Annotated in this window: 19 protein-coding genes; 10 read left to right on the forward strand and 9 right to left on the reverse strand. The window is 66.0% G+C overall.

Going from position 1 to position 20854, the window contains the following annotated elements; genetic code table 11:
* Positions 1–44: 44 nt before the first annotated feature.
* On the reverse strand, positions 45–602 hold the full coding sequence (locus tag ACZYZ7_RS01315) for a TetR/AcrR family transcriptional regulator (RefSeq protein ID WP_135453672.1): 558 nt from the start codon (positions 600–602) through the stop codon (positions 45–47).
* A gap of 43 nt (positions 603–645) precedes the next feature.
* A complete protein-coding gene (locus tag ACZYZ7_RS01320; protein ID WP_450068812.1) occupies positions 646–1785 on the reverse strand; it encodes a phosphotransferase in 1140 nt (379 codons plus the stop codon).
* A gap of 56 nt (positions 1786–1841) precedes the next feature.
* On the opposite strand from ACZYZ7_RS01320, the gene ACZYZ7_RS01325 reads away from it, so the two are divergent.
* Positions 1842–3029 carry a CaiB/BaiF CoA transferase family protein gene (locus tag ACZYZ7_RS01325; RefSeq protein ID WP_450068813.1) on the forward strand — a complete coding sequence of 396 codons (1188 nt, stop codon included), beginning with the start codon at positions 1842–1844 and terminating at the stop codon, positions 3027–3029.
* On the opposite strand, the gene ACZYZ7_RS01330 is transcribed toward ACZYZ7_RS01325, so the two are convergent.
* Together ACZYZ7_RS01330 and ACZYZ7_RS01335 are read right to left on the reverse strand one after the other, a co-directional pair.
* The gene (locus ACZYZ7_RS01330) at positions 3010–5232 is read right to left on the reverse strand and encodes a glycoside hydrolase family 3 C-terminal domain-containing protein (protein ID WP_450068814.1); all 2223 of its coding nucleotides are present in this window, start codon (positions 5230–5232) and stop codon (positions 3010–3012) included. The genes ACZYZ7_RS01325 and ACZYZ7_RS01330 overlap by 20 nt on opposite strands.
* 36 nt (positions 5233–5268) lie before the next feature.
* Entirely contained in the window at positions 5269–5805 is a 537-nt protein-coding gene (locus ACZYZ7_RS01335; protein WP_450068815.1) for a TetR/AcrR family transcriptional regulator, read from the reverse strand.
* 87 nt (positions 5806–5892) lie between these two features.
* Here ACZYZ7_RS01335 and ACZYZ7_RS01340 point away from each other — a divergent pair, with 87 nt between their 5' ends.
* Entirely contained in the window at positions 5893–7149 is a 1257-nt protein-coding gene (locus ACZYZ7_RS01340) for a cytochrome P450 (protein WP_450068816.1), read from the forward strand.
* Between the two features lies 1 nt (position 7150).
* On the opposite strand, the gene ACZYZ7_RS01345 is transcribed toward ACZYZ7_RS01340, so the two are convergent.
* From ACZYZ7_RS01345 to ACZYZ7_RS01355, 3 genes are all read right to left on the reverse strand, one after another.
* Positions 7151–8563, reverse strand: a complete 1413-nt coding sequence (locus ACZYZ7_RS01345; protein WP_450068817.1) for an NAD(P)/FAD-dependent oxidoreductase — start codon at positions 8561–8563, stop codon at positions 7151–7153.
* A gap of 127 nt (positions 8564–8690) precedes the next feature.
* Positions 8691–9038: a cupin domain-containing protein gene (locus ACZYZ7_RS01350; RefSeq protein ID WP_450068818.1), complete on the reverse strand. Its 348-nt coding sequence runs from the start codon at positions 9036–9038 to the stop codon at positions 8691–8693.
* Positions 9039–9333: 295 nt separating this feature from the next.
* On the reverse strand, positions 9334–9933 hold the full coding sequence (locus ACZYZ7_RS01355; RefSeq protein ID WP_450068819.1) for a TetR/AcrR family transcriptional regulator: 600 nt from the start codon (positions 9931–9933) through the stop codon (positions 9334–9336).
* Between the two features lie 167 nt (positions 9934–10100).
* Between ACZYZ7_RS01355 and ACZYZ7_RS01360 the strand changes: the two genes are divergently transcribed.
* Genes ACZYZ7_RS01360 through ACZYZ7_RS01385 form a run of 6 tightly spaced genes read left to right on the forward strand, consistent with a single transcriptional unit; the run spans position 10101 to position 17048 of the window.
* Positions 10101–11060: an ABC transporter permease gene (locus ACZYZ7_RS01360; RefSeq protein ID WP_450068820.1), complete on the forward strand. Its 960-nt coding sequence runs from the start codon at positions 10101–10103 to the stop codon at positions 11058–11060.
* Positions 11057–11908, forward strand: coding sequence for an ABC transporter permease (locus ACZYZ7_RS01365; RefSeq protein ID WP_450068821.1), 852 nt, complete (start codon positions 11057–11059; stop codon positions 11906–11908). The genes ACZYZ7_RS01360 and ACZYZ7_RS01365 overlap by 4 nt, the downstream gene beginning before the upstream one ends.
* A 38-nt stretch (positions 11909–11946) precedes the next feature.
* Complete coding sequence (locus ACZYZ7_RS01370; protein WP_450068822.1) at positions 11947–12891, forward strand: ABC transporter ATP-binding protein; 945 nt, start codon at positions 11947–11949, stop codon at positions 12889–12891.
* Positions 12884–13726 carry an ABC transporter ATP-binding protein gene (locus ACZYZ7_RS01375; RefSeq protein ID WP_450068823.1) on the forward strand — a complete coding sequence of 281 codons (843 nt, stop codon included), beginning with the start codon at positions 12884–12886 and terminating at the stop codon, positions 13724–13726. The genes ACZYZ7_RS01370 and ACZYZ7_RS01375 overlap by 8 nt, the downstream gene beginning before the upstream one ends.
* Before the next feature lie 47 nt (positions 13727–13773).
* Positions 13774–15372 carry an ABC transporter substrate-binding protein gene (locus ACZYZ7_RS01380; protein ID WP_463740065.1) on the forward strand — a complete coding sequence of 533 codons (1599 nt, stop codon included), beginning with the start codon at positions 13774–13776 and terminating at the stop codon, positions 15370–15372.
* Positions 15372–17048, forward strand: a complete 1677-nt coding sequence (locus tag ACZYZ7_RS01385; protein ID WP_450068825.1) for a CocE/NonD family hydrolase — start codon at positions 15372–15374, stop codon at positions 17046–17048. The genes ACZYZ7_RS01380 and ACZYZ7_RS01385 overlap by 1 nt, the downstream gene beginning before the upstream one ends.
* A 63-nt stretch (positions 17049–17111) precedes the next feature.
* On the opposite strand, the gene ACZYZ7_RS01390 is transcribed toward ACZYZ7_RS01385, so the two are convergent.
* Entirely contained in the window at positions 17112–17927 is an 816-nt protein-coding gene (locus tag ACZYZ7_RS01390; RefSeq protein ID WP_450068826.1) for a thioesterase family protein, read from the reverse strand.
* A 9-nt stretch (positions 17928–17936) separates the two neighbouring features.
* Entirely contained in the window at positions 17937–18836 is a 900-nt protein-coding gene (locus tag ACZYZ7_RS01395) for an SMP-30/gluconolactonase/LRE family protein (protein ID WP_450068827.1), read from the reverse strand.
* Positions 18837–18911: 75 nt separating this feature from the next.
* On the opposite strand from ACZYZ7_RS01395, the gene ACZYZ7_RS01400 reads away from it, so the two are divergent.
* Both ACZYZ7_RS01400 and ACZYZ7_RS01405 read left to right on the forward strand, forming a co-directional pair.
* Positions 18912–19616, forward strand: a complete 705-nt coding sequence (locus tag ACZYZ7_RS01400; protein WP_044517584.1) for a hypothetical protein — start codon at positions 18912–18914, stop codon at positions 19614–19616.
* Positions 19617–19624: 8 nt separating this feature from the next.
* Complete coding sequence (locus tag ACZYZ7_RS01405) at positions 19625–20854, forward strand: cytochrome P450 (RefSeq protein ID WP_450068828.1); 1230 nt, start codon at positions 19625–19627, stop codon at positions 20852–20854.

Genomic DNA, 20854 nt, shown 5'->3' on the forward strand with positions numbered 1-20854 from the left:
GGCGCGAGGGCAGGAGGTGCGGAAGGTGAAGAGCGGAAGAGGGGTCAGTTTGCGTCGGGCTGTTTGATCCCGACGGCGTGACGTAGCTGTGCCAGGAATTGATCGCCGTCATCGCTGCGCACGACGTAGTGCGAGACTGCGACCCGGATCGCGGTGGCAGCCTTGACCGGGGCATTGGTGCCCGACAGGAGTTTGAGCAGCCGCGCCCGCATGAGCGGCAAGACGTTGGCCAGCTGTGTGATGACGACTTCGGGCTCGATGTCGATGAGCCGGACCCCGGAATACGACTGCTGGTACTGCACGATGAAACGCAGTGCGGCATCGAGTTTCTCATTGCCCCGCAGGCCAACGGTGGCGCGGCTCATGCCGTGGTCGAACATCTCACGCTCATAGGTGCCGAACGCGTCGAGAAGTTCCTGCTTGTCGGCGAACCAGCGGTAGAGCGTCGGCCGAGACACCCCGGCCTGCAGTGCCACCTCGGAAAGGCTCAGCTTGGTCTGGCCGCTGCGGGCCAGTACCTCGGCCGTTGCGACCAGGATTCGATGGCGCGTCGAGGTGTCTTCGGCTGATGTGCCCCGCTGCGCGGTTACAGGTTCATTCACGTCCAGGCCTTGGTTGATCGTGGTTCACCAAATGGTAGGACCATCACAGCAACTTCTTGAGTATTGCCACAGTCTCCAGGTCGGCCAAAGCTGTCACACCGCGTCTGGCGCCCTCCAGTGCGATGCCTTCGTCCTGCATGCCGCCGAGGCCCGCGGTGATGACGGGTGCGGCATACGCATAGATCGCACCGACGCGATAACGCTCCCACAACTCGTCGTGGTCGAGGGAGGGGCCGCCGGCCGCCGCCAGTGCGCGGCGGTACTCGTCGAGCAGGTCACGCTCGGCGGCCTGCCGGTCGGCCGTGGTCATGCAGGTGACCAGCGTGTACGCCAGCTCGCGGCCGGGATGGCCGCGGCGCACGGCCTGCCAGTCGAGCAGACCCGCCTCGCCGTTGCGGAAGAACAGATTGCCCGGATGTGCGTCACCGTGCATCACGGTATGCGGCGGGCGGTCCAGCAGCTGCGCCGCCGCGCGGTAGTTCTCGTCGATGAACCGGCCATCGGCCACCGGGATGTCGGTGTTCTCGGCCAGTCGTTTGGTCGACATCTTCAGTAGCGAGCCGGTCATCAACGAGGTGTGGTCACCCGACGCCGAGTACAGCCAGCCCAGCGGCCCGCTGCCGGTGCGGGCCGGCAGTTTGTCCCAGAATGCCGCGTGTACCCGGGCCAGCAGCTCAACCGTCATGGCGGCCCGGTCTCTGTCCAGCGGGTGCAGGGTGTCCGGGAACTCGCAGGCGCTCAGTGTCAGGTCCTCCAGCGCCAGCACGTACCGCCCGGTGAGGGCGTCGAAGGCCGCGCCGTAGGCGCGGGGAACTCCGGGCAGGCCGTCGGCCAGCTGTTGATAGAACCGAACCTCGGTGTGCCCCAGCCGGCCCAGCTCACCCATCATCCGGGTGGCGGCCGTTTCGGCGGGCATCTTGACGAACACCGATTCGGGTACCCCTGCTCCCGACAGCGCCAGCCGCGCGCGTGACGACGTGCCCGCATCGCCGCCGATCACCGACACCGATTCGACCCTGCGTCCGGTGAGCTCGGACAGGTAGGCCGCATCGAGATCGGCGATCCGGCGGGGCAGTGCCCGCATGCATCCGATCGCCGCATCGGTTGCGATACGTTGCACCCCGTGACCGATGTGCGCGGCCAGACCGGCGACGGGGACGAGGTGGCGGGCCGGTGTGAGCATTCGCCAAGTTTACAAATTTGCGACAAATTGTAAAGCGGTTTCGGGAAGGAGTGGTGATGGCGGGTCCGTTGGAGGGGTTTCGGGTCATCGAGTTGGGCGTCTGGGTGGCCGCACCGGCCGCCGGCGCACTCCTGGCTGACTGGGGCGCCGACGTCATCAAGATCGAGCCGCCGTCGGGCGACCCGGCGAGAACATTCGGCCGGATGCTCGGCCTGGATCCGGACCTGGGGGTGGCGGCCAACCCGCCGTTCGAGATGGACAACCGGTCCAAACGCAGCATCGTGCTCGACCTCGGTACCGCCGAGGGGCGGGATGCCGTAGGCGAATTGCTTTCCACCGCAGACGTTTTCCTGACCAACGTGCGGCCCGCCGCATTACGGCGGCTGGAACTCGACTTCGAGACCGTCGCGGCACGCAATCCGCGCCTGGTGTACGGGTTGATCACCGGATACGGACTGAGCGGACCCGAGGCGGACCGGGCCGCCTACGACGTCGCCGCCTTCTGGGCCCGCGCCGGGCTGGCCGACCTGCTCACCCGGCCCGGGGACACTCCGCCGTTTCAGCGCGGCGGGATGGGGGACCACTCCGCGGGGATGACGCTGGCGGCCGCGGTGTGTGCCGCGTTGCTCGCCCGAAACCGCACGGGGACTGGCCAATTGGTCAGCACCTCGCTGTACCGCCAAGGCGCCTACACCGTCAGCTTCGATCTCAACACGCTGCTGATGAGCGGTGAGCAGATCGCGATCGGCCAGCGTGAGGCGATGGCCAATCCGTGCATGAACAATTACACCGCCGGTGACGGGAGTCGGTTCTGGATCGTCGGGCTGCAGGGGGACCGGCACTGGCCCGCATTGTGTCGCGTGGTGGCCCGTGAAGATTGGCTGACCGACCCGCGTTTCGCCACGGCGCGTGATCGATACGTCAATGCCCGCGAGCTGATCGCCGATCTGGACGCCATCTTCGCCGAGCATCCGATGGAGCACTGGGCCACCCTGTTCGACGGTGAACCCGACTTCTTCTGGTCACCGATCAACAGTCTCGACGACGTGATCGCCGACGAACAGTTCCACGCCGCAGGTGGGATTGTCGAAGTCCCCGACGGGATTTCGACGGTGCCGATGGTGGCCAGCCCGGCCGACTTCTCGGCCACCCCGTGGCAGCCGCGCATGGTCGCCCCGGCGCTCGGCGCGCACACCGACGAGATCCTGGCCGAGCTGCGGGCGATCAGGATCGCTGAGCGTTGATTCCCGCGAGCAGTTGATCGAGCTGCTCGCGGGTGACCTTGCCTGCCGAGAAGGCGGCCATCCGCCCGATCGGCACCGATTCGAGCATCCGCAGCAGATTGCTGCCGAGTGCGGAATCGGCCGCTCCGAATGGCGAAGCGCTACCCAGCACCGTCAGAATCGTCTGCGCCGCCGCCGGGTCGGCGAGCAGCTCGCCCAGCGTTGAATCGCGGGTGAACGGCTGTGTCGGTTCATCGCCGGCCAACGTCACCGTCGCCGTCAGCCGAAGATCCCGGCTCGATGCGCCGACCGACACCGCGTACTCGCCGGGCTCGACATCCCAGCGCCCGGCAGTCGTGCTCCAGTACGCGAGATCGCTTCGGCTGACCGGGATCTCGACGGCACATTGCTCGCCCGGCTCGACCGTCACCGCGGTGAAACCGGCCAGCCACCGGACAGGCCTGCCGACAGCGGAGCCGGGTAGCCCGGCATAGACCTGCACCACCTCACGGCCTGACCGGGTGCCGGTGTTGGCCACCGTCAGCCGCACGGACAGTCCATCGCCGACGGCGTTGACCTCGAGGCCGGAGTAGTCGAACCGGGTGTAGGACAGGCCGTGGCCGAATGGGAACGCCACCGGCATGTCCCGCGTGTCATACCAGCGGTAGCCGACGAACATCCGCTCGCCGTAGACCGTATGGCCGGATTCCGACGGAAAGTTGAGGTAGGCAGGAGAATCCCGCAGCCGCAACGGCACGGTCTCGGCCAGCCGACCCGACGGGTTGACGACGCCGAACAGCACATCCGCCAGCGCGCCACCTCCGGCCTGCCCGAGCAGGGCACCGTCCACGACGGCCGGGGCCAGGCCGGCAACGGCGTCGAGGCGTACCACGCCGCCGTGGGACAGCACCACCACGGTGCGGGGCTGGGCCTCGACGACGGCGCGTAGCAGGTCGAGCTGAGCGGCGGGCAGATCGATGTGCTCGCGGTCGTAGCCCTCGGACTCCTCTTCGGAGGTGAGGCCGAGGAATACGATCGCGGTTTCGGCGGATTCGGCGGCGGTGACCGCGGCTGCGATGTCGCTTCCCGCACAATGGCTCACCGGGTGATCGCCTGCGAGCCTGCGGATCTCGTCCAGCGGGATGTCGAGGCGCGTCGGATTCACATGAGAACTGCCGCCACCCTGATATCTCGGCTCCTGGGCGAATCCGCCGATGACCGCCAGCGGTGACGGCGCCAGCGGCAGCAGATCACCGTCGTTCTTCAATAGCACGATGGCCCGCTGTGCCGCCTCGCGTGCCAGCTTGTGATGTGCATCGATATCGACCGCACTGAATGACGCTGCGGTGGTGCCTGTTTCGGTGACCCGCTGGGTCAGTCGAGCGACGCGCCCCGCGGCGCGCGCGACGACAGCCGGGTCCAGCTGCCCGGCGCGTACCGCGTTCACCACCTCAGCGTCGGAGACACCGCCGCTCGTCGGCATCTCCAGGTCCAGGCCCGCGGCCACGGCCGCGACCCGGTCCGCCACCGCGCCCCAGTCGCTGACCACCACGCCGTCGAAACCCCATTCGTCGCGCAGCACCGTGGTCAGCAGCCAGGCGTTCTCCGACGCGTAGACCCCGTTGATCCGGTTGTAGGAACACATCACGGTCCAGGGCTCGGCCTGGCGCACCACGATCTCGAATGTCCGCAGGTAGATCTCACGCAACGTGCGGATGTCGACGTCCGAGCTGGCCCGCATCCGGTCCTGCTCGGCGTTGTTCACCGCGAAATGCTTGAGCGATGCACCGACACCGCGGCTCTGCACCCCGCGCACCCACGCCGCGCCCAGCGCCCCCGAGAGCAGCGGATCCTCCGAGTAGTACTCGAAATTGCGCCCGCACCGCGGGTCACGCTTGATGTTGACTCCCGGCCCGAGCAGCACATGCACGCCGAGCGCGCGGCTTTCGTCGCCCAGCGCCCGGCCGACCCGCTCCACCAATTCGGGGTCCCAGGTCTGGCTGAGTCCGACCGCTGGGGGAAAGCAAGTTGCCGGCTCACTGCCGGAGAGGCCCAGATGGTCTGTGGCGCTGCCGGATTGCCTGCGTACCCCGTGCGGGCCATCGGTCAGCACAATCGCGGGTACGGGGCCGATCGCCTTGGTGGTCCAGAAGCTGGCGCCGCTGCCCAGCGCGGCCTGTTCGGTCAGGTCAAGCCCGACGATGGGATCAGCTGAGTCGGTCACCGAGCCCAGGGTAGCGCCGGCTGTGAAATGCCCTGGTCAGTGCTGATGTTTCCCTCTGGCGGCATGGCGTAACTGCGCGAGAAATTCATCGGCGTCATCGCTGCGCACCAGGTAGTGGCAGACCGCCACCCGCACCGCGGTGGCCGCGGCGATGTCGGCATCCGGCCCGGAAGTCAGCCGTTGCAGACGCTCCCGCATCAGCGGGATCACCTGGGCGAGCCGCTTGATGACATGTTCGGGTTCGATATCGACCATGCGCAGTCCGGGGTAGGACTGCTGATATTCGACGACCGTGCGCAACGCGGCGTCCAGGTGTTCGTCCTCGGGAAGGTCCTCGGAGGCCTTCGCCACGGCTTGTTCGTAGTGCTTGCGCTCCCACACCACGAATGCGTCGAGCAGTTCCTGTTTGGACGCGAACCAGCGGTACAGCGTGGGCCGGGAAACCCCGGCCTGCGAGGCGACCTCGGACAGGCTGAGCTTGGTCATCCCGTTGGCCCCGAGTACCTCGGCGGTGGCGGCCAGGATTCGCCCGCGGGTGCTGCTGTCGTCGTCGATGGACGATGTTTCCGCCATACCCACAGCTTTACAAACTATCGGCGAACTGTCACGCTGATTCGCGGCGCGACACCGTCGTCGGACGCCCGTGCAGGAGGGAACACCGTGACAGTTGCCAGCTCACCGCAGGCACGCGAATACAGCCCATTCGACATCACGTCGCACGATTTCTGGAGCCGGTCATTCGCCGAGCGTGACGAGACATTCGCGCAGTTGCGCGCCGGTGCGGGCCTGAGCTGGCATCAGCCGCTGTCGACGATGTTCGACGTCGAAGAGCCCGGATTCTGGGCGGTGACGCGCCGAGCCGACATCCAGTTCGTCAGCCAGCATCCTGAGCTGTTCACCTCGACCCAGGGTGTCGCGCTGGACCCGATGCCGGCCGACGTGCAGAAGTTCGCCACCTTCTTCCTGATGATGGATCCGCCTGAGCACACCACGTACCGGCGTCTGATCAGCTCGGCGTTCACCCCGCGCAATGTGCGCAAGATCGAGGAGCAGATTCAGCGCAACGCCGTCGCCGTCGTTGACGATCTGATCGGCGCAGGCGACGTCGACTTTGTCGAGGCGTGCTCGGCGCAGCTGCCGATGCGGACGATCTCCGACATGCTCGGTGTGCCCACCGCCGATCAGCCCGCGCTGGCCAAGGCCGCCGAGAAGCTGTTCAGCATGAGCGATGACGAGTACTCCTCGCTCGAAGAACGCGCCATGGCCACCATCAACGAGATCATGCTGATCTCGAGCACGGGGGTGGAGCTGGCCAAGTTCCGGCGGGCCAATCCCGGTGACGACCTGATGACCAGCATCGTCAACGCCGAGGTCGACGGGCACCGGCTGACCGACGAGGAGATCGGCGCGTTCCTGATCCTGCTGGCCTCGGCGGGCAACGACACCACCAAGCAGACCACCACTCACGCGATGATGGCGCTGGCGGCCAATCCGGACCAGAAGGATTGGCTGTTGGAGGATTTCGACAACCGGATCGGTCTTGCCACAGAGGAATTCGTGCGGTGGGCCACACCGGTGATCCAGTTCGCCCGGCATGCCACCGAGGACGTCGAGCTGGCCGGCCAGCAGATCAGGGCGGGTGACAAGGTGGGGCTGTTCTACTGCTCGGGCAACCGGGACGAGTCGGTGTTCACCGACCCGCAGCGTTTCGACCTGAGCCGCTCACCCAATCCGCAGGTCGGGTTCGGCGGTGGTGGTCCGCACTTCTGTCTGGGCAACCAGCTGGCCAAGACCGAGTTGCGACACCTGTTCCGCGAGTTGTTGACCCGGCTGAAGACCGTCGAATTCGGTGAGCCCGAACTGCTGTACAGCAGTTTCGTGCACGGCATCAAGCGCGTGCCCGCGCACGTCGGGTAGATCAGGAGTCGAATCCCAAACCAACCGCATCAAGGGTGCGCAGCAGGGCATTACGCCGGCCTTGATTGTGATCCGCTCGATTCAGCGCCCATCGGGTGGCGTTGATGCCAATCGAGGTCAGCGGTTCTGGCGGGAAGGGCAGTGGTTTGCGGCGCACCATCTTCAACGCGGTTCGGGCAGTGCACCGACCGTCAAGGTGATCGAGCATGACTTCGGCGGCGAAACGGGTTGCCCCCACCCCCAAGCCGGTGAAACCGGCCGCGTAGGCAACCCGCCCTCGGCGGGCGAGGCCGTGAAACGCCGCGAACTGCGTGCACGTGTCGATGGCCCCGGCCCAGCGGTGACTGAAGCGAATGCCCTCCAGTTGTGGATAGGTCGCGAGGAAGTGCGATGCGAGCGTGCGATAGGACTCGGGTCTGTCCTCGTAGCCGGCGCGAACGTGACGACCACTGTGATAGATGGCGTCATAGCCGCCGTAGAGGATTCTGTTGTCTTGGGTCAGCCTCGAATAGTGGAATTGATTGGCCAGATCACCGACGCCCTGGCGGTTGTGCCATCCGATCGAGTCCATCTGGGCCGTCGAGAGGGGTTCGGTCATCAACACGTAGTCGTAGACCGGCACGGTGCGCAGCCGGTTGCGGCGCAGCAGTGACGGGAACACGTTCGTGGCCAACGCGACTCGATCCGTGGTGACCGTGGTGCGCGGTGTGTGTACGCATACGGCGGTCGGGTTGTCGGTGTCGACTTTCTGCACCGGTGAGTGCTCGAAGACCTCGACGCCGAGTTCGGCGGCGACCCGCGCGAGTTCACGGGCGAGCCGGCCCGGATGCACGAGGGCGCAACCTTCTCGGTGCCACTCTGCGGCCAGATACAGCGGGCTGTTCACCTGTGCTCGGGTCTGTTCGCGGTCGAGGCGGAGCTGCGGATCCAGCCAGTCGATCTGATGCTGGTCGACTGCGACGCTGAGGGAACCCGGCATCTCCCACTGGCATTCGATGCCAAGCTCACCGATGTCGGCCTCCATGGCTGCGAGGTTCTCCATGCCCAGCCGTTCCAGCTGTTCGTACTCGCCGGGCCAGCGCGTCTGACCGTTGCTCTCGCCATGGGTGAGGCTGGCCTCGCAGAATCCGCCGTTGCGACCCGATGCCGCCCAGCCCGCGGTTTCGGCCTCCAGCAGCACCACGCGGGCACTCGGGTTGCGCCGCTTGGCCAAAACCGCGGTCCACAGCCCGAGGTAGCCGCCGCCGACGACGGTCAGATCGGCGGAGGTGGATGACGTCAACGTCGGATACGCGGTGTCATCGTCGGTGTCGTCGAGCCAGAACACCGACGCGACACTGTCTGCCAGCGCGGCGCTGACCACGCGGGCATCAGGAGCGTGGCGCTCGTATGCGGTCGAGTGTGTGGTGGGCATTGATTTCTCCTGTTCCTCGGTTCGGCGGCAGAGTTCGATCGGTGGCAGCGACATGCCTAGCGCTGCGCGGCCCAAAAGTTCGGCGGTGTCGTCAAATTCGGGACATCGCTGCGATCGGTCTGCTCGATCAGACGGTGACGTAGACCTTGCGCAGTCGTTCGGTCACCGTCCACACCGTGCGTGCACCCGCGGCTAGTCGGGCGACGTCGCCTATCTGCAGGTGAAGTGGGGCGGTGCCGTCGTCGAATTCGACGACGGCACGTCCAGCCAGAACAACGAACACCTCTTCTGCCTCAACGTCGCGCATCGTGCCTTCGGTCATCTCCCACACGCCGATCTCGAGCTCGCCGAGCGTCCCGAGTTCGGCGCTGCCCGTTTGGGGCCGGCCAAGAACCAGTTGATCGGTCGGGACGTCGGTCAGTTCGAGCGCGATCGTGCCCGCCGTGACCGAGCAATTGGATCCGAGGGCGGTCATGTGTTCGCCAGGCCCGGTGCCTGCGGTCGGTTCATCATCTGATCTCTCCTCGTTCTTGTTGCTCCGGGGGCAGTGCGGTCGTTCGGCGAGTGCCTGGTCCTGCGTGGTGCAGCTGATCGCGAAGCATGTTGTGTACCAAGGATTTAGTCTGCACGACACCGATCAGGTCGCGGCGTGGCAGTGTGTAAGGTTCGGCATCCGAGGTCTTACACTTTGTTGCCGGAAGTGGCTATCCTGCAGGGTATTTCACCCTGTCCGGTCTTCGGTCGAGCTTGTCGGATGCCACGGCTGTAGGTCAGACGGCGGACTTGGCGGTGAGGCCGAGCAACAGATCGGCCATCTGAAGGATGGCATGTGTGGCCCGCTCGGGCGGCCACTGCTCAGGATCCTCTGTAGTGGCGAAGTAGAAGCCTCGGATGGCCAGGTAAATGGCGTCGGCAATCGCGTCGGGGTCCGAGTCCGCCGGTGCCAGCTCCTGCACATCGGTGCGAATGAGTTCGTGGTGTTCGGCGGCGTCGTTGCGCAGCAATTCCGAAGCGCCGTCGCTCGACGCGCGTGACACCAGGTCGAGCCAAATCTGGCGGGCGGCCCGATCATTGTGCAATGTCGTGGTCGACCACCGAATTTGTTCCCGCAGTCTCGATCGCGGGTCGTCTTGCGCCCCGGCGATCGCCTCGGCCTGCTCACGTCGCCAGGCGGACAGTTCGTAGCGGACGGCGTTCAGCAGAAGGTCCGCCCGAGACTTGATGTAGTTGGTCACCACGGTGGTCGAACCGCCGAGCTCGGCGGCCACCGCGCGGATAGTCACGCCGGCGGGGCGCTCGCGTGCGGCGACCCGCAAGGTGGCCTCGGCGATCTGATCCAGGCGCGCAGCAGCATCGACTTCGATCGGCATGTGCGCTACCTCCCTGTCCCTTGACGAAGTGACGTGCGTTACGCCACACTATCGTACGCCGTTGTACAACAACGTTGTGTCACAGTGTTGCAGGAAACTCCGCTGACGCAACGTCGGGCCCGTGTTCTGTTGCGCCCGTTCGAAACTCGGAGAGGAGGCGTGCATCGGTGAATGCCTCGATTTCCCTGCGTTGGGTGGTCAAGCGCGTGATCGCGCTGGTCGTGACCCTGGCCGTGGGCAGTGTGCTCGTCTATGGCGCGATGTTCGTATCCCCAGGTGATCCGGCAACGCTGCTCGTCGGGGGTTCCAAGCCCAGTCCGGAGGCGTTGGCCGCGGCGCGAGCGGAGTTTCACCTCGACGAACCCTTCTTGCAGAGCTACGCCCGGTGGCTCGGTGGTGTGGTGCGCGGAGACTTCGGGGTGTCACTGATCAACCGTGCGCCGGTCGGCGAACTGGTTGCCAGCCGGCTGGGTACGACGGTCTTCCTGGTGGCCTATGCGGCCGTCTTCATCGTCATCGGTGGCGTGGTATTGGGAGTTCTGGCCGGCTGGCGTGGTGGGCGCACGGCGACGGCGATGACCAGTGTGACCACGGTCCTGATGGCCGCTCCGACGTTCGCCGTCGCGGTCATCCTGATCGCCGTGTTCGCCTCGGGATTGGGCTGGTTCCCGGTCTACGGGGGCGGGGCAGGGTTCCTGGACCAACTGTGGCACCTGACGCTGCCCGCTGCTTCGCTTGGATTCGCCTGGATTGCCTACGTCGCCAACATCACTCAGGAGGCCGTACGCCGGGAGATCACCTCTGAACACGTCGAGACGGCACGCAGTCGGGGCATCGCCGAGTCGGCGATCATCTGGCGGCACGTGGTGCGCAACGCATCGGGGCCGATCGTGGCGGTCAACGGGTTGTCGATCGCCGGGATCTTCGCGGCGACGTCGGTTGCCGAACAGGCCTTCGGGGTCAACGGCATCGGCTCCCTGCTGGTTCAGAGTGCAGCCCGGCAGGACATCGTGACCGTGCAAGCCGTCACCCTGATCATGATCGCCGCGTTCGTCGTGGTGAACACGCTGGTCGACATGTTGAGCGCGATGCTCGACCCGCGGCTGGCCGGGGGAGTTGCCGTATGAGCGCCATTCAACTCGCTCCGCGCCGGGTGCGTCGATCCGGTGACGGGTCGTTCACCTGGGTGACGTGGACATGTGTCGGCTTCTTGGCGATCGTCGTCGGCATGGCCGTCCTGGGGCCGTGGATCGCTCCGCATGGTGCGCTGCAGGTCGATGCACTGGACATTCACGCGCTGCCCAGTGCCAATCACCTTCTGGGCACGGATGACACGGGCCGCGACATCCTCAGCCGCATCATTGTCGGCGCCCGGCCGAGCCTGGTCGGGCCGGCCCTGGTGGTGCTCACCGCCGCCCTGGTGGGGACCCTGCTGGCAGTCATCGCAGCCTGGCGACGCGGCTGGGCCGATGCGCTCATCTCGCGAATCTTCGATCTACTGTTCGCTTTTCCCGGCCTGATTTTGGCCATCATCGCCGTGACCGTATTCGGCCGGGGGCTGCTGAGTCCGGTGCTCGCATTGGCAGTGGCCTACGTGCCCTACATCGGTCGGGTGGTGCGCGTCGCTGCATTGCGCGAAAGGTCACAGCCCTACGTCGCGGCCCTGCAGATCCAGGGGTTCTCACCGGTATGGATCTGTGTCCGACACGTCGTACCCAACCTGCTGCCCGTCGTGGTCGTGCAGACCAGCCTTGCGTTCGGCTACGCACTGCTGGACCTCGCGGCCATCTCCTACATCGGGCTGGGCGTGCAGCCACCCGATCCCGAATGGGGGCTCATGGTCGCCAACGGCCAATCCTCGATCCTGTCCGGATACCCACAGCAGTCCATCTTCGCGGGTTTGATCATCGTCGCAACCGTCGTGTGCGTGAACCTCGTGGGCACGCGGCTGGCGGCCCGAGTGGGGGGGCGATGATGACGTCGCTGTTGACAGTAGAGCGCTTGAAGGTGCAGGTGCCTACGCTCGATCGACCACTGCTGCGGGAGGTCTCGCTTCAGGTCGGTGTCGGCGAGGCAGTGGCGTTGGTCGGCGAATCGGGTTCGGGGAAGTCGCTCACCACCCGGGCGATACTGCGACTGCTTCCCCGAGGATCTGATGTCCAAGGTGTGATCGACTTCGACGGACTCGATGTGATGCAGTTGAGCGGCAAGGCATTGCGCCGCTGGCGCGCGACCGACGTCGGGATGATCTTCCAGGACCCCGAGGCGCACATCAATCCCGTGCGCACCGTGGGTGATTTCTTGTTGGAGGGCTTGGGTAATCGATTCGCCAACCGGCATGCGGCGTACAAACGCGCGATGGAAATGCTGCGGGAGGTGGGCATCAGTGATCCCGAGCAGCGCGCGCAACGACGGCCGCACGAACTGTCGGGCGGACTGTTGCAGCGGGTGATGATCGCATCGGTGCTACTCCGGCAGCCACGACTGTTGCTGGCCGACGAACCCACCACCGCACTCGACGTCACGACCCAGGCGGATGTCATGGCCATCATCGACGAACAACGTCATCAACGAGGGATGGCAATGCTTTTCATCACCCACGACCTGGATCTCGCCTCTGCGGTGTCCGATCGAATCGCGGTCATGTACGCCGGCGCCATCGTCGAACAGGCGCCGGCCGAAGCTCTGGTCGACACCCCGGCTCATCCCTACACCGCTGGCCTGTTGCGGTCGCGACCCGAGCTGGGCCGTGCGGGTGAGCTGCATCCCATCGCGGGGCGCCCCATCTCGGGAGCGGAGGTTGGGCAGGGCTGCGCGTTCGCGCCCCGATGTGCGGCGGCGATGGACGTCTGCCTGACCGAAGATCCTGAATTACGCCCTAGCGCAACTGGATCGGTGGCCTGCGAGTTGTGGCAGGATCGCCGAATCGCACACCCGACAGAGGTGTTGCATGTCTGAGCCGGTCTTGGCGATCAGCGCGCTGCGAAAGACGTTCACGGTCCGCAATGGCCGCAAGTCCGAGGACTTCGTGGCCGTGGACGACGTTAGTTTCAGCATCGACGAGGGCCGATCCCTGGCCGTCGTCGGAGAGAGCGGTTCTGGAAAATCGACGTGTGCCCGCATCGTCGTGGGACTGGAGACGCCGACGTCGGGATCGGTGATGGTCTGCGGCACAGCGGTCGACGACGACATGTCCCATGCCCGGCGTCGCGCGCTGGCCCGCAAGGTGCAGATGGTGTTCCAGGATCCTTACTCTTCGCTGGATCCGCGCCAGCGGATCGGGGATGCGTTGGAGGAAGTCATCCACCTGCATACCGACCTGAGTCGCTCCGCATCCGCTTCCCGAGCGCGAGAACTGCTGTCGCTGGTGGGCCTGGATGACCAGCGCTACGCCGATCATCCGCGCACGCTATCGGGTGGGCAGCGACAGCGGGTGGCGATTGCTCGCGCGCTGGCCCCCGGACCTCGTGTGCTCGTGCTCGACGAACCGGTTGCGGCACTGGACGTGTCGATTCAGGCGCAGATACTGCAGGTGCTGCAGGACGTGCGTGCAGCGACCGGTGTCGCGTTGCTGTTCATCACGCATGATCTCGCTGTCGCCGAATTCATGTGTGACGACGTCGTCGTCATGCGCTCGGGTCGAATCGTGGAGTCCGGCCCGATCCAAGACGTGCTGACGGCACCCCAGAATCCCTACACGCAGGCACTGCTGACGGCCGTGCCGCGGCGGGGATGGAAACCCACTCGTCGTGACCATTCGGTCATCGGTCCCAAGGAAAGGCCTGGAACATGAAGACGATCTGTTCGCCCACGCGGCGGTCCGCAGTGGCCGTCCTCGCCGTGAGTAGTGTGCTGCTTGCGGGCTGTGCAGGCAGTGGTGGTCAGCGTGACAACGCGTCACCACCGAAACTGCAGACCGCGACACCCGCGGCCGGCGGTGCGATCGACACCCTGCGGTGGGCGTTGCCCGAAGGCGAGCCGGCCTCGGTCGACCCTGCCAAGGTTGGCGACTACTCTCCGGCGGCAGTCGCGACGAACGTCTGCGAAAGCTTGGCGGCCTTCGACGCCGACTTCAACCTGCGGCCGAACCTCGCCGAGAAGATCACCAAACCTGACCCGACGACCTATGTCTTCGACCTGCATCCCGGTGTGACGTTCAGCAACGGTGATCCCCTGACCCCGGATGACGTTGTCTACAGCCTCAAACGCAATGCGGATCCCGAGGTGGGGTCCTTCTGGTCGTCCTACTACCAATCGGTGTCCTCTATCGATGTGACCGGCCCGAATCAGGTGACCGTCCGACTCAGCCGGCCCGACGTGTTGTTCGAATCGGCCATGGCCAGTCTGGGCGGAGCGGTATCTCAGCGAAAGTTCGTCGAACAAGCCGGAAACCGCTATGGCACACCGACCGGCGGGGTCATGTGTACCGGCCCGTTCACGATGCAGTCCTGGAAGCCCGGTGAGTCGATCACGCTGAAGCGGAACGAGACATACTGGGATCGCGAGCACGCCGCGAAGGCGGCGACGGTCGACTTCCGGATCGTCTCCGAGCCGAGCACCCTCACCACTGCACTCCAAGCCGGAGAATTCGACGGCGCCTACGAGTTGCCCGTCTCGACCCGAAGCGCGCTGGCCAACTCCACCACCGGCGTCGTGTACGACGGTCCCAGCACCCAAATGATCGAACTCATCCCCACCGAGAAGGCCGGGCCGATGAGCAATGTCGCCGTGCGGACCGCGTTGGACCTGGCCATCGACAAGAAGGCTCTCGCGCAATCGGTCTATGGCGGCGCAGCAGAACCGCTGAAGTCGTTCATCCCGCCGTTCATGTGGGGCTCGGGACCGGCGCGCTCGGTCTACCAACAGGCCTACGACAAGCTGCCCGACACCACCGAGGCCAACATCGAGGAGGCCAAGAAACTCGTCGACAGCGCCAGACTGACCGACCGGGCGTTCACCGCCGCCGTCGGCTCGGGTGACGAGGCCGGTCTGCGCACGCTGACGTTCGTGCAGGCGGCAGCCAAGGAGATCGGCCTGGACATGAAGATTCAACAGGTACAGCCCACCGAGAACTCCGAGATGTTCTACGACGAATCTGCCCGTGCTGCAGTCGATCTCCTGTATGCCAAGGGATACTCCGAGTTCGCCAATCCGCTTGCCTATGCGCCGGAGTTCGCTGTCGAGGGCGGGCTGTTCAACTGGACGGGCTACTCCGATCCGAAGGTTCATGACCTGCTGGAGCAAGCACGTCAAACCGACGACCCGCAGAAGTCGGCAGAACTGTTCACCGAGGCGCAAGCGCTGTTCGTCCCACAACAACTCGCCATCGCGCTGGTCTCTCCCAACGAGAGCCTGTTCCTGAAAAACAACATCAGCGGCGCCCCGGCTTCGTTCGCCTACATCGACATGCCATGGGCCGCCATGATCGGAGCAAAGTAGTGACAACAACACTCAATGCCGAAGTCGCATCGCAACCAGCGCCACTCGATCCACGGGCGGATCCGGTGATGGTGGCCATGCCCGACGGCGTCCGACTGGCCACCGATGTCTACCTACCCGAACCGACGACCGTGCCACGCCCCACCGTGCTGGTACGCCTGCCGTACGACAAGTCCGGCCGCTACACCTTCCTGCCGCAGATCGCCGCTCGGTTGACGGCACACGGATTCGCCGCTGTCCTGCAGGACGTCCGCGGAAAGTTTCGTTCCGAAGGTGAGCGCGACCCCTTCGTCAACGAGTCCGGTGACGGCCACGCGACCCTGGACTGGATCGTCGAGCAGCCCTGGAGCAACGGCATCGTCGGCATGATGGGGGACTCCTACTACGGTTTCACCCAGTGGGCGGCGGTTGCTTCGGGTCATCCGGCACTGCGGGCGATCGTTCCACGCGTCACGGGATCCGAGTTCTTCACGATGTTTTCCCCTGACGTGGTCCCGCGCATTCCGCTCTACGAGTGGATCGTGCACACGTTCTCCATGAGCGGCATGCTGGAACGACCGCTGATCGCCCGCACCGACGGCACTCGGTACGGGTTGCCCGAGGCCGCGTCGCAGATTGCGGACACGCTGGCGTCGTTGGTCGCCGGAAACGCCGACGGCTCCTTGATCACCCGCGCCTTCGGAGGGGGCAGCCCGGCGTCAGGACTGCAGATCCCGGCACTGCACATGGGCGGTTGGTGGGACAACCTTCAGCGCGATCAACTCGCCGACTGGCGACGTGTCGCCGGCGCGCCCGCAGCCGAGCACCAGTTCCTGCGTATGCGCGCCTCCGACCACGAGGACTTCCATCTGCACGAGGACCACGAACCGCACTTCGACCACGAGGTGGACGATGAGGCGCTGCGCAACTACCTCGACGTCATGATGGCCGAACCGCTGGCATTCTTCGATCACTACCTGCGCGAACGCCTGGGCCGCTGGCAAGCGCCGCGGGTGCGCTACGAGGTGGCCAACGCCGACTGGTGCGTGGCCGACCGTTGGGAATCGGGCGACACCACCGCGGTGAGCCTGATGCTGAGCCGCGCCGAGCTGGCGCTGTCGAGCAGTGACGGCGGGCAACTGTCACCGGCGGCGCCCACGGACAGCTCTACCGCCAGCTGGACACACGATCCGGACGCGCCCGTGCCGTACCTGATCGGCTCGGACTGGGGACAGTGCGCGAATCTGCCTGACGAGCAGGAACTTCACCTCCGCCCGGATGTAGCCACGTTCACCACGGCACTGCAGGGCGCACCCTTCGACATCGTCGGTCATGTCGCCGCCGAGTTGCATGTAGAGGCCTCCGGTCCGAGTACCCATGTCATCACCCGACTGTTGGATGTCTATCCCTCGGGCCGGGCTCGCGTGATTCTGGAAGGGGCCGCCGTCGCCCACACCGGGTCGGGCACCCAGCGGGTCACCGTCGACATGGGGGACACCGCCTATCGGGTGCGGGTCGGTCACCGACTGCGACTCGCGGTCATGTCCTCCTGTTTTCCGCTGTACCCGGTGCACCCGGGCACCGACGCAGACGTGTGGCATCCGACGTCGACGGCGAAGTCCACCCATCGACTCCACTGCTCGACAGCGGCGCCGTGCACGCTCACACTCCCCGTCCGGGGAGGGAGCCCGTCGTGACCTGAGCTCGGGCGGGTGGCTTCGTGTCTGCTTGTGTGGGAAGGGAACTCCTACCTCGCCGGTCTAGCGGGAGGGGCGTGGGCGGACCAGCACCGACTGCTGGATCGCGCCCACCGCGCCGGTCTGGTCGAACAGCGTCCCCACTGTGGCACCGATGCCGTCGGGGCCGTAGCTGGTGTCGGCGCGGATGCCGATCCACTCCCCGTCGGGCACCCGGTGGATGTGCACGACCAGGTCGGTGTTGAGGAATGTCCACTTGCGGATGTCGATCTTGGAGCCGATGCCGTTGGCGTCATCGGCCACCGCGAACAACCGCTGCAACGGTGTCATCGGCTCGCCCTTGACCACGTCGACCGTCGGCTTGAGCCAGGACCCACCCGGGCCGGGCGCCTGCGGCACGGTCAGCCAGCGCCAATCCACGCTGTGCACGTAGTTGGTCTCCCAGTTCTTGGCCATGTCGCGGCCGCGGGCCTGCTCCAGCGGCGGTAGCGGCTCGACGCCGGTGTGGGTGAGCGCGGTGGTGTCCAGTTGCAACATCCGCCAACCGCTGGCCCGCGCCACCACCCGGGGAGCACCGTCGGGTCCGGGTGCCAGCATTTCGGCGCTGACCAGTTCGATCTGCTTGCCCGGCCGTTCCAGCTGTGCGCGCACCCACAGGTCGCCTTCCGACGGCACGCCGCCCATCAGATCGATGGCGACCCGGCTCAACCGGGTGTCGGCGCGGTACTCACAGCGTTCCAGCGCCCGCACCAGCAACGCCGACACCGGCGCACCGTGCTGGATGGCCGCCGACCAGGTGCCGCGGGCCATGTCGGTCGCGCGGAACCTCTCACCGGCCGCGTCGTTCTCGTCGATCAGTTCGTAGTAAGAATCAGACATATCTACCGTTCAGTGGTGATGATGGGTGTCGTGATCGCCCGGTGCGGGGGTTTCGACCATGAGCGCATCGACCCGCGACAGTTTGGTGCCGATCAGGCGTTCCGGATAGGCGTCGGTGGTGGTGACCAGGAACAGGGTGCGTCCCTCGGCGCCGCCCAGGGCGCACGCGATCGCGGTGCGGCCGTCGGCGTCGACCCGGTGCGTGACCGTCGCCTCGCCCTGTCCGTCGGCGGCGAAGCGCTGGAACTCCTGCGCCAAGGTCAATGCCGCCCACACCCCGCCCTCGACGTCGATCGCGAGGCCGTCCGGCGGGCCGTCGAGCCCCTCGGCGAACACCCGCCGGTCGACGAGGCCGCCGTCGGCATCGATCGTGAAGGCGCTCAGTCGTCGCGCGGTGGACTCGGCGACGATCAGGGTGGTGCCGTCCGGGGTGATCACCATGCCGTTGGGAAAGTCGAGATGTTCGGCGACCACGGTGACCTGGTCATCGGGGTCGATGCGCACGATCACCCCGCCCCGACCCTCCCCGTCGCTGCGCTCGCCCCCGATGCGGGCCTGGGATCCGACATAGGCCCGGCCGTGCGCGTCGACCACCATGTCACCGAGGGCCGCGGGGGCCAGGTCGCTGAGGTCGGCCAGCAGCTCGACGGTGTCGCCGTCGTAACGCAGCACCTGGCGGCGCTCGGTGGACACGATCAGCAGGGTGCCGTCGGGCCGAAAACCCAACCCGGAGGGCGAATGTCCGGGGACGGGCAGGGCGGTCATGGAGCCTGACAGCGTGACCGTGTGTACCGCCTCGCCGAGCATGTCGGAAAACCACAGCAGGCCCTCGAACCAGCGCGGCCCCTCGCCGAAACAGAAACCATGCGCCAGTTGGGTTGTCCCGGTTTGTTCGGTTCCCGCCGTCATGTCCTCGCACCTTTACAAAACACGCCTCAAGTGTCACGCTCGCATGGTGCCACTGTCAACTATCGGAGCGTCGTGATGAAGAAGTTCTACGGCCACACGCTGCTGTATTTGCACGAGACCATCGACCTCGGGTCGGGTAGGACCGACCAATTCACGGAGACCTTCGGTGAGGTCTACCGGCCGATGATGGAGGACCTCGGCGCCCGATTGTTCGCGATCTGGGAAACCACGCCCTACAACGGGCACTGGCCGCAGGTGACGATCATCTGGGAGATCGACGCATTCGCCGACTACGCCCGCATCGGCAAGGCGCAGGCGGTCGGCGGCAGTCATGAGAAGCCCGCACTCCAGTGGGCGGCCTACCTGTCCGAGCTCGGGGCCCGCGGCGAGGGGCGGATCATGTACGCCGGCAAGTACAACAGGACGCTCGCGCAGCTCCAGGAGGCGAACTTCGGTGCGGGCCTGGTGATTCAGGAGATCATGGAGACCAAGCCCGGGCGCCAGGACGACTACATCCGGGAACTCGAGCGGTTGTATGTGCCGTGGTCGGAAAGCACCGGCAAGCGCTGGCTGGGCTCGTTCATCACCACGTTCCGGTTCAACGAGGTGATCCACTACTGGGCACTCGACGACGACTGGGACTGCTTCGAGAATCATTACCCGTCGTGGAAGGGCAGCCCGCCCGCGGAGATCGTCACCTGGATGAGCGTGGCCCCCGCGCTTCGTGACGGCTGGGAGGATTCGATCCTCTCGGCCCTGCCGCCCTCACCGCTGAAGTAGAGGCGGCCATGAATCAGCCTGTGCTGCAGGACTTCACCTACGATCCGTTCGATCCGGACGTGATGGCCGACCCGCTCCCGTACTACCGGATCCTGCGCGACGAGTACCCGGTGTACTACATCGACAAATGGGACACGTACGCGCTGTCCCGGTTCGACGACATCTGGAACATGCTCGGAGTCAACGACGGAACCTTCGTCGCCTCCGAGGGGACCCTGCCGGCCGCGAACGTGCTGGCGCACCGCAACGACGGCCCGGTGCCCGATCCGCCGCTTCATCCCATGCCCTTCCACGCCAACTTCGACTCTCCGCTCTACGAGAACGTGCGGCGGTGTACGTCGGCGCAGTTCCGGCCACGCTCGGCGGCCAAGCTGGCCGAGAGGATCCGGACGTTGGCCAACGAACGTCTGGACGAGTTGCTGCCGCGCGGCACGTTCGACCTGACGCAGGACTACGGCGGCATCGTCGCCGCCGCAATGGTCTGCGAGTTCGTCGGACTACCAGCCGATCTCGCACCGGAGGTGTTGGCCACGGTCAACGCGGGCAGCCTCGCGCAACCCGGGGAGGGGGTCGAGGTCGGCAACGCCCGCCCCGGCTACCTGTCCTACCTCACCCCGATCATCGAGCGGCGGCGCGCGGCAGGTCATGACGGCAGCGTGCCGATCGCCGATGCCCTGATCGACTTCCGGCTGCCCGACGGGTCGGCCTTCGGGGACATGGAAGCCGCGGTGCAGATGCTCGGCGTGTTCATCGGCGGAACCGAAACGGTCCCGAAGATCACCGCGACCGGGCTGTGGCAGCTGCTGCGGCACCCCGACCAGTTGGCCGCGGTGCGTTCCGATCTCGACGGCAATGTGCCGGTCGCCCGTGAGGAGATCATCCGGCACAGCGCCCCGGCGCAGTGGTTCGCCCGAACGGTGCGGCGGCCCTACACCGTTCACGGCACCACCATCAATCCCGGCCAACGTGTCATCACGCTGCTGGCCTCGGCGGCCCGCGACGAACGGGAATACGACAATCCGGACGACTTCGTGTGGAACCGGCCCATCGAACGGCTGTTGTCGTTCGGCCACGGGCAGCATTTCTGCCTCGGCGTACACGTGGCCCGGCTGGAGATCACCATCATGATCCAGGAGTTCCTCAAGCGCGTGCCCGACTATCACATCGACGAGACCGCGGCGTCCCGACCGCCGTCGAGTTTCCAGTGGGGCTGGAACAACATCCCTGTGGAGGTGTGA

This window comes from Mycobacterium sp. IDUB_17 (assembly GCF_055419465.1).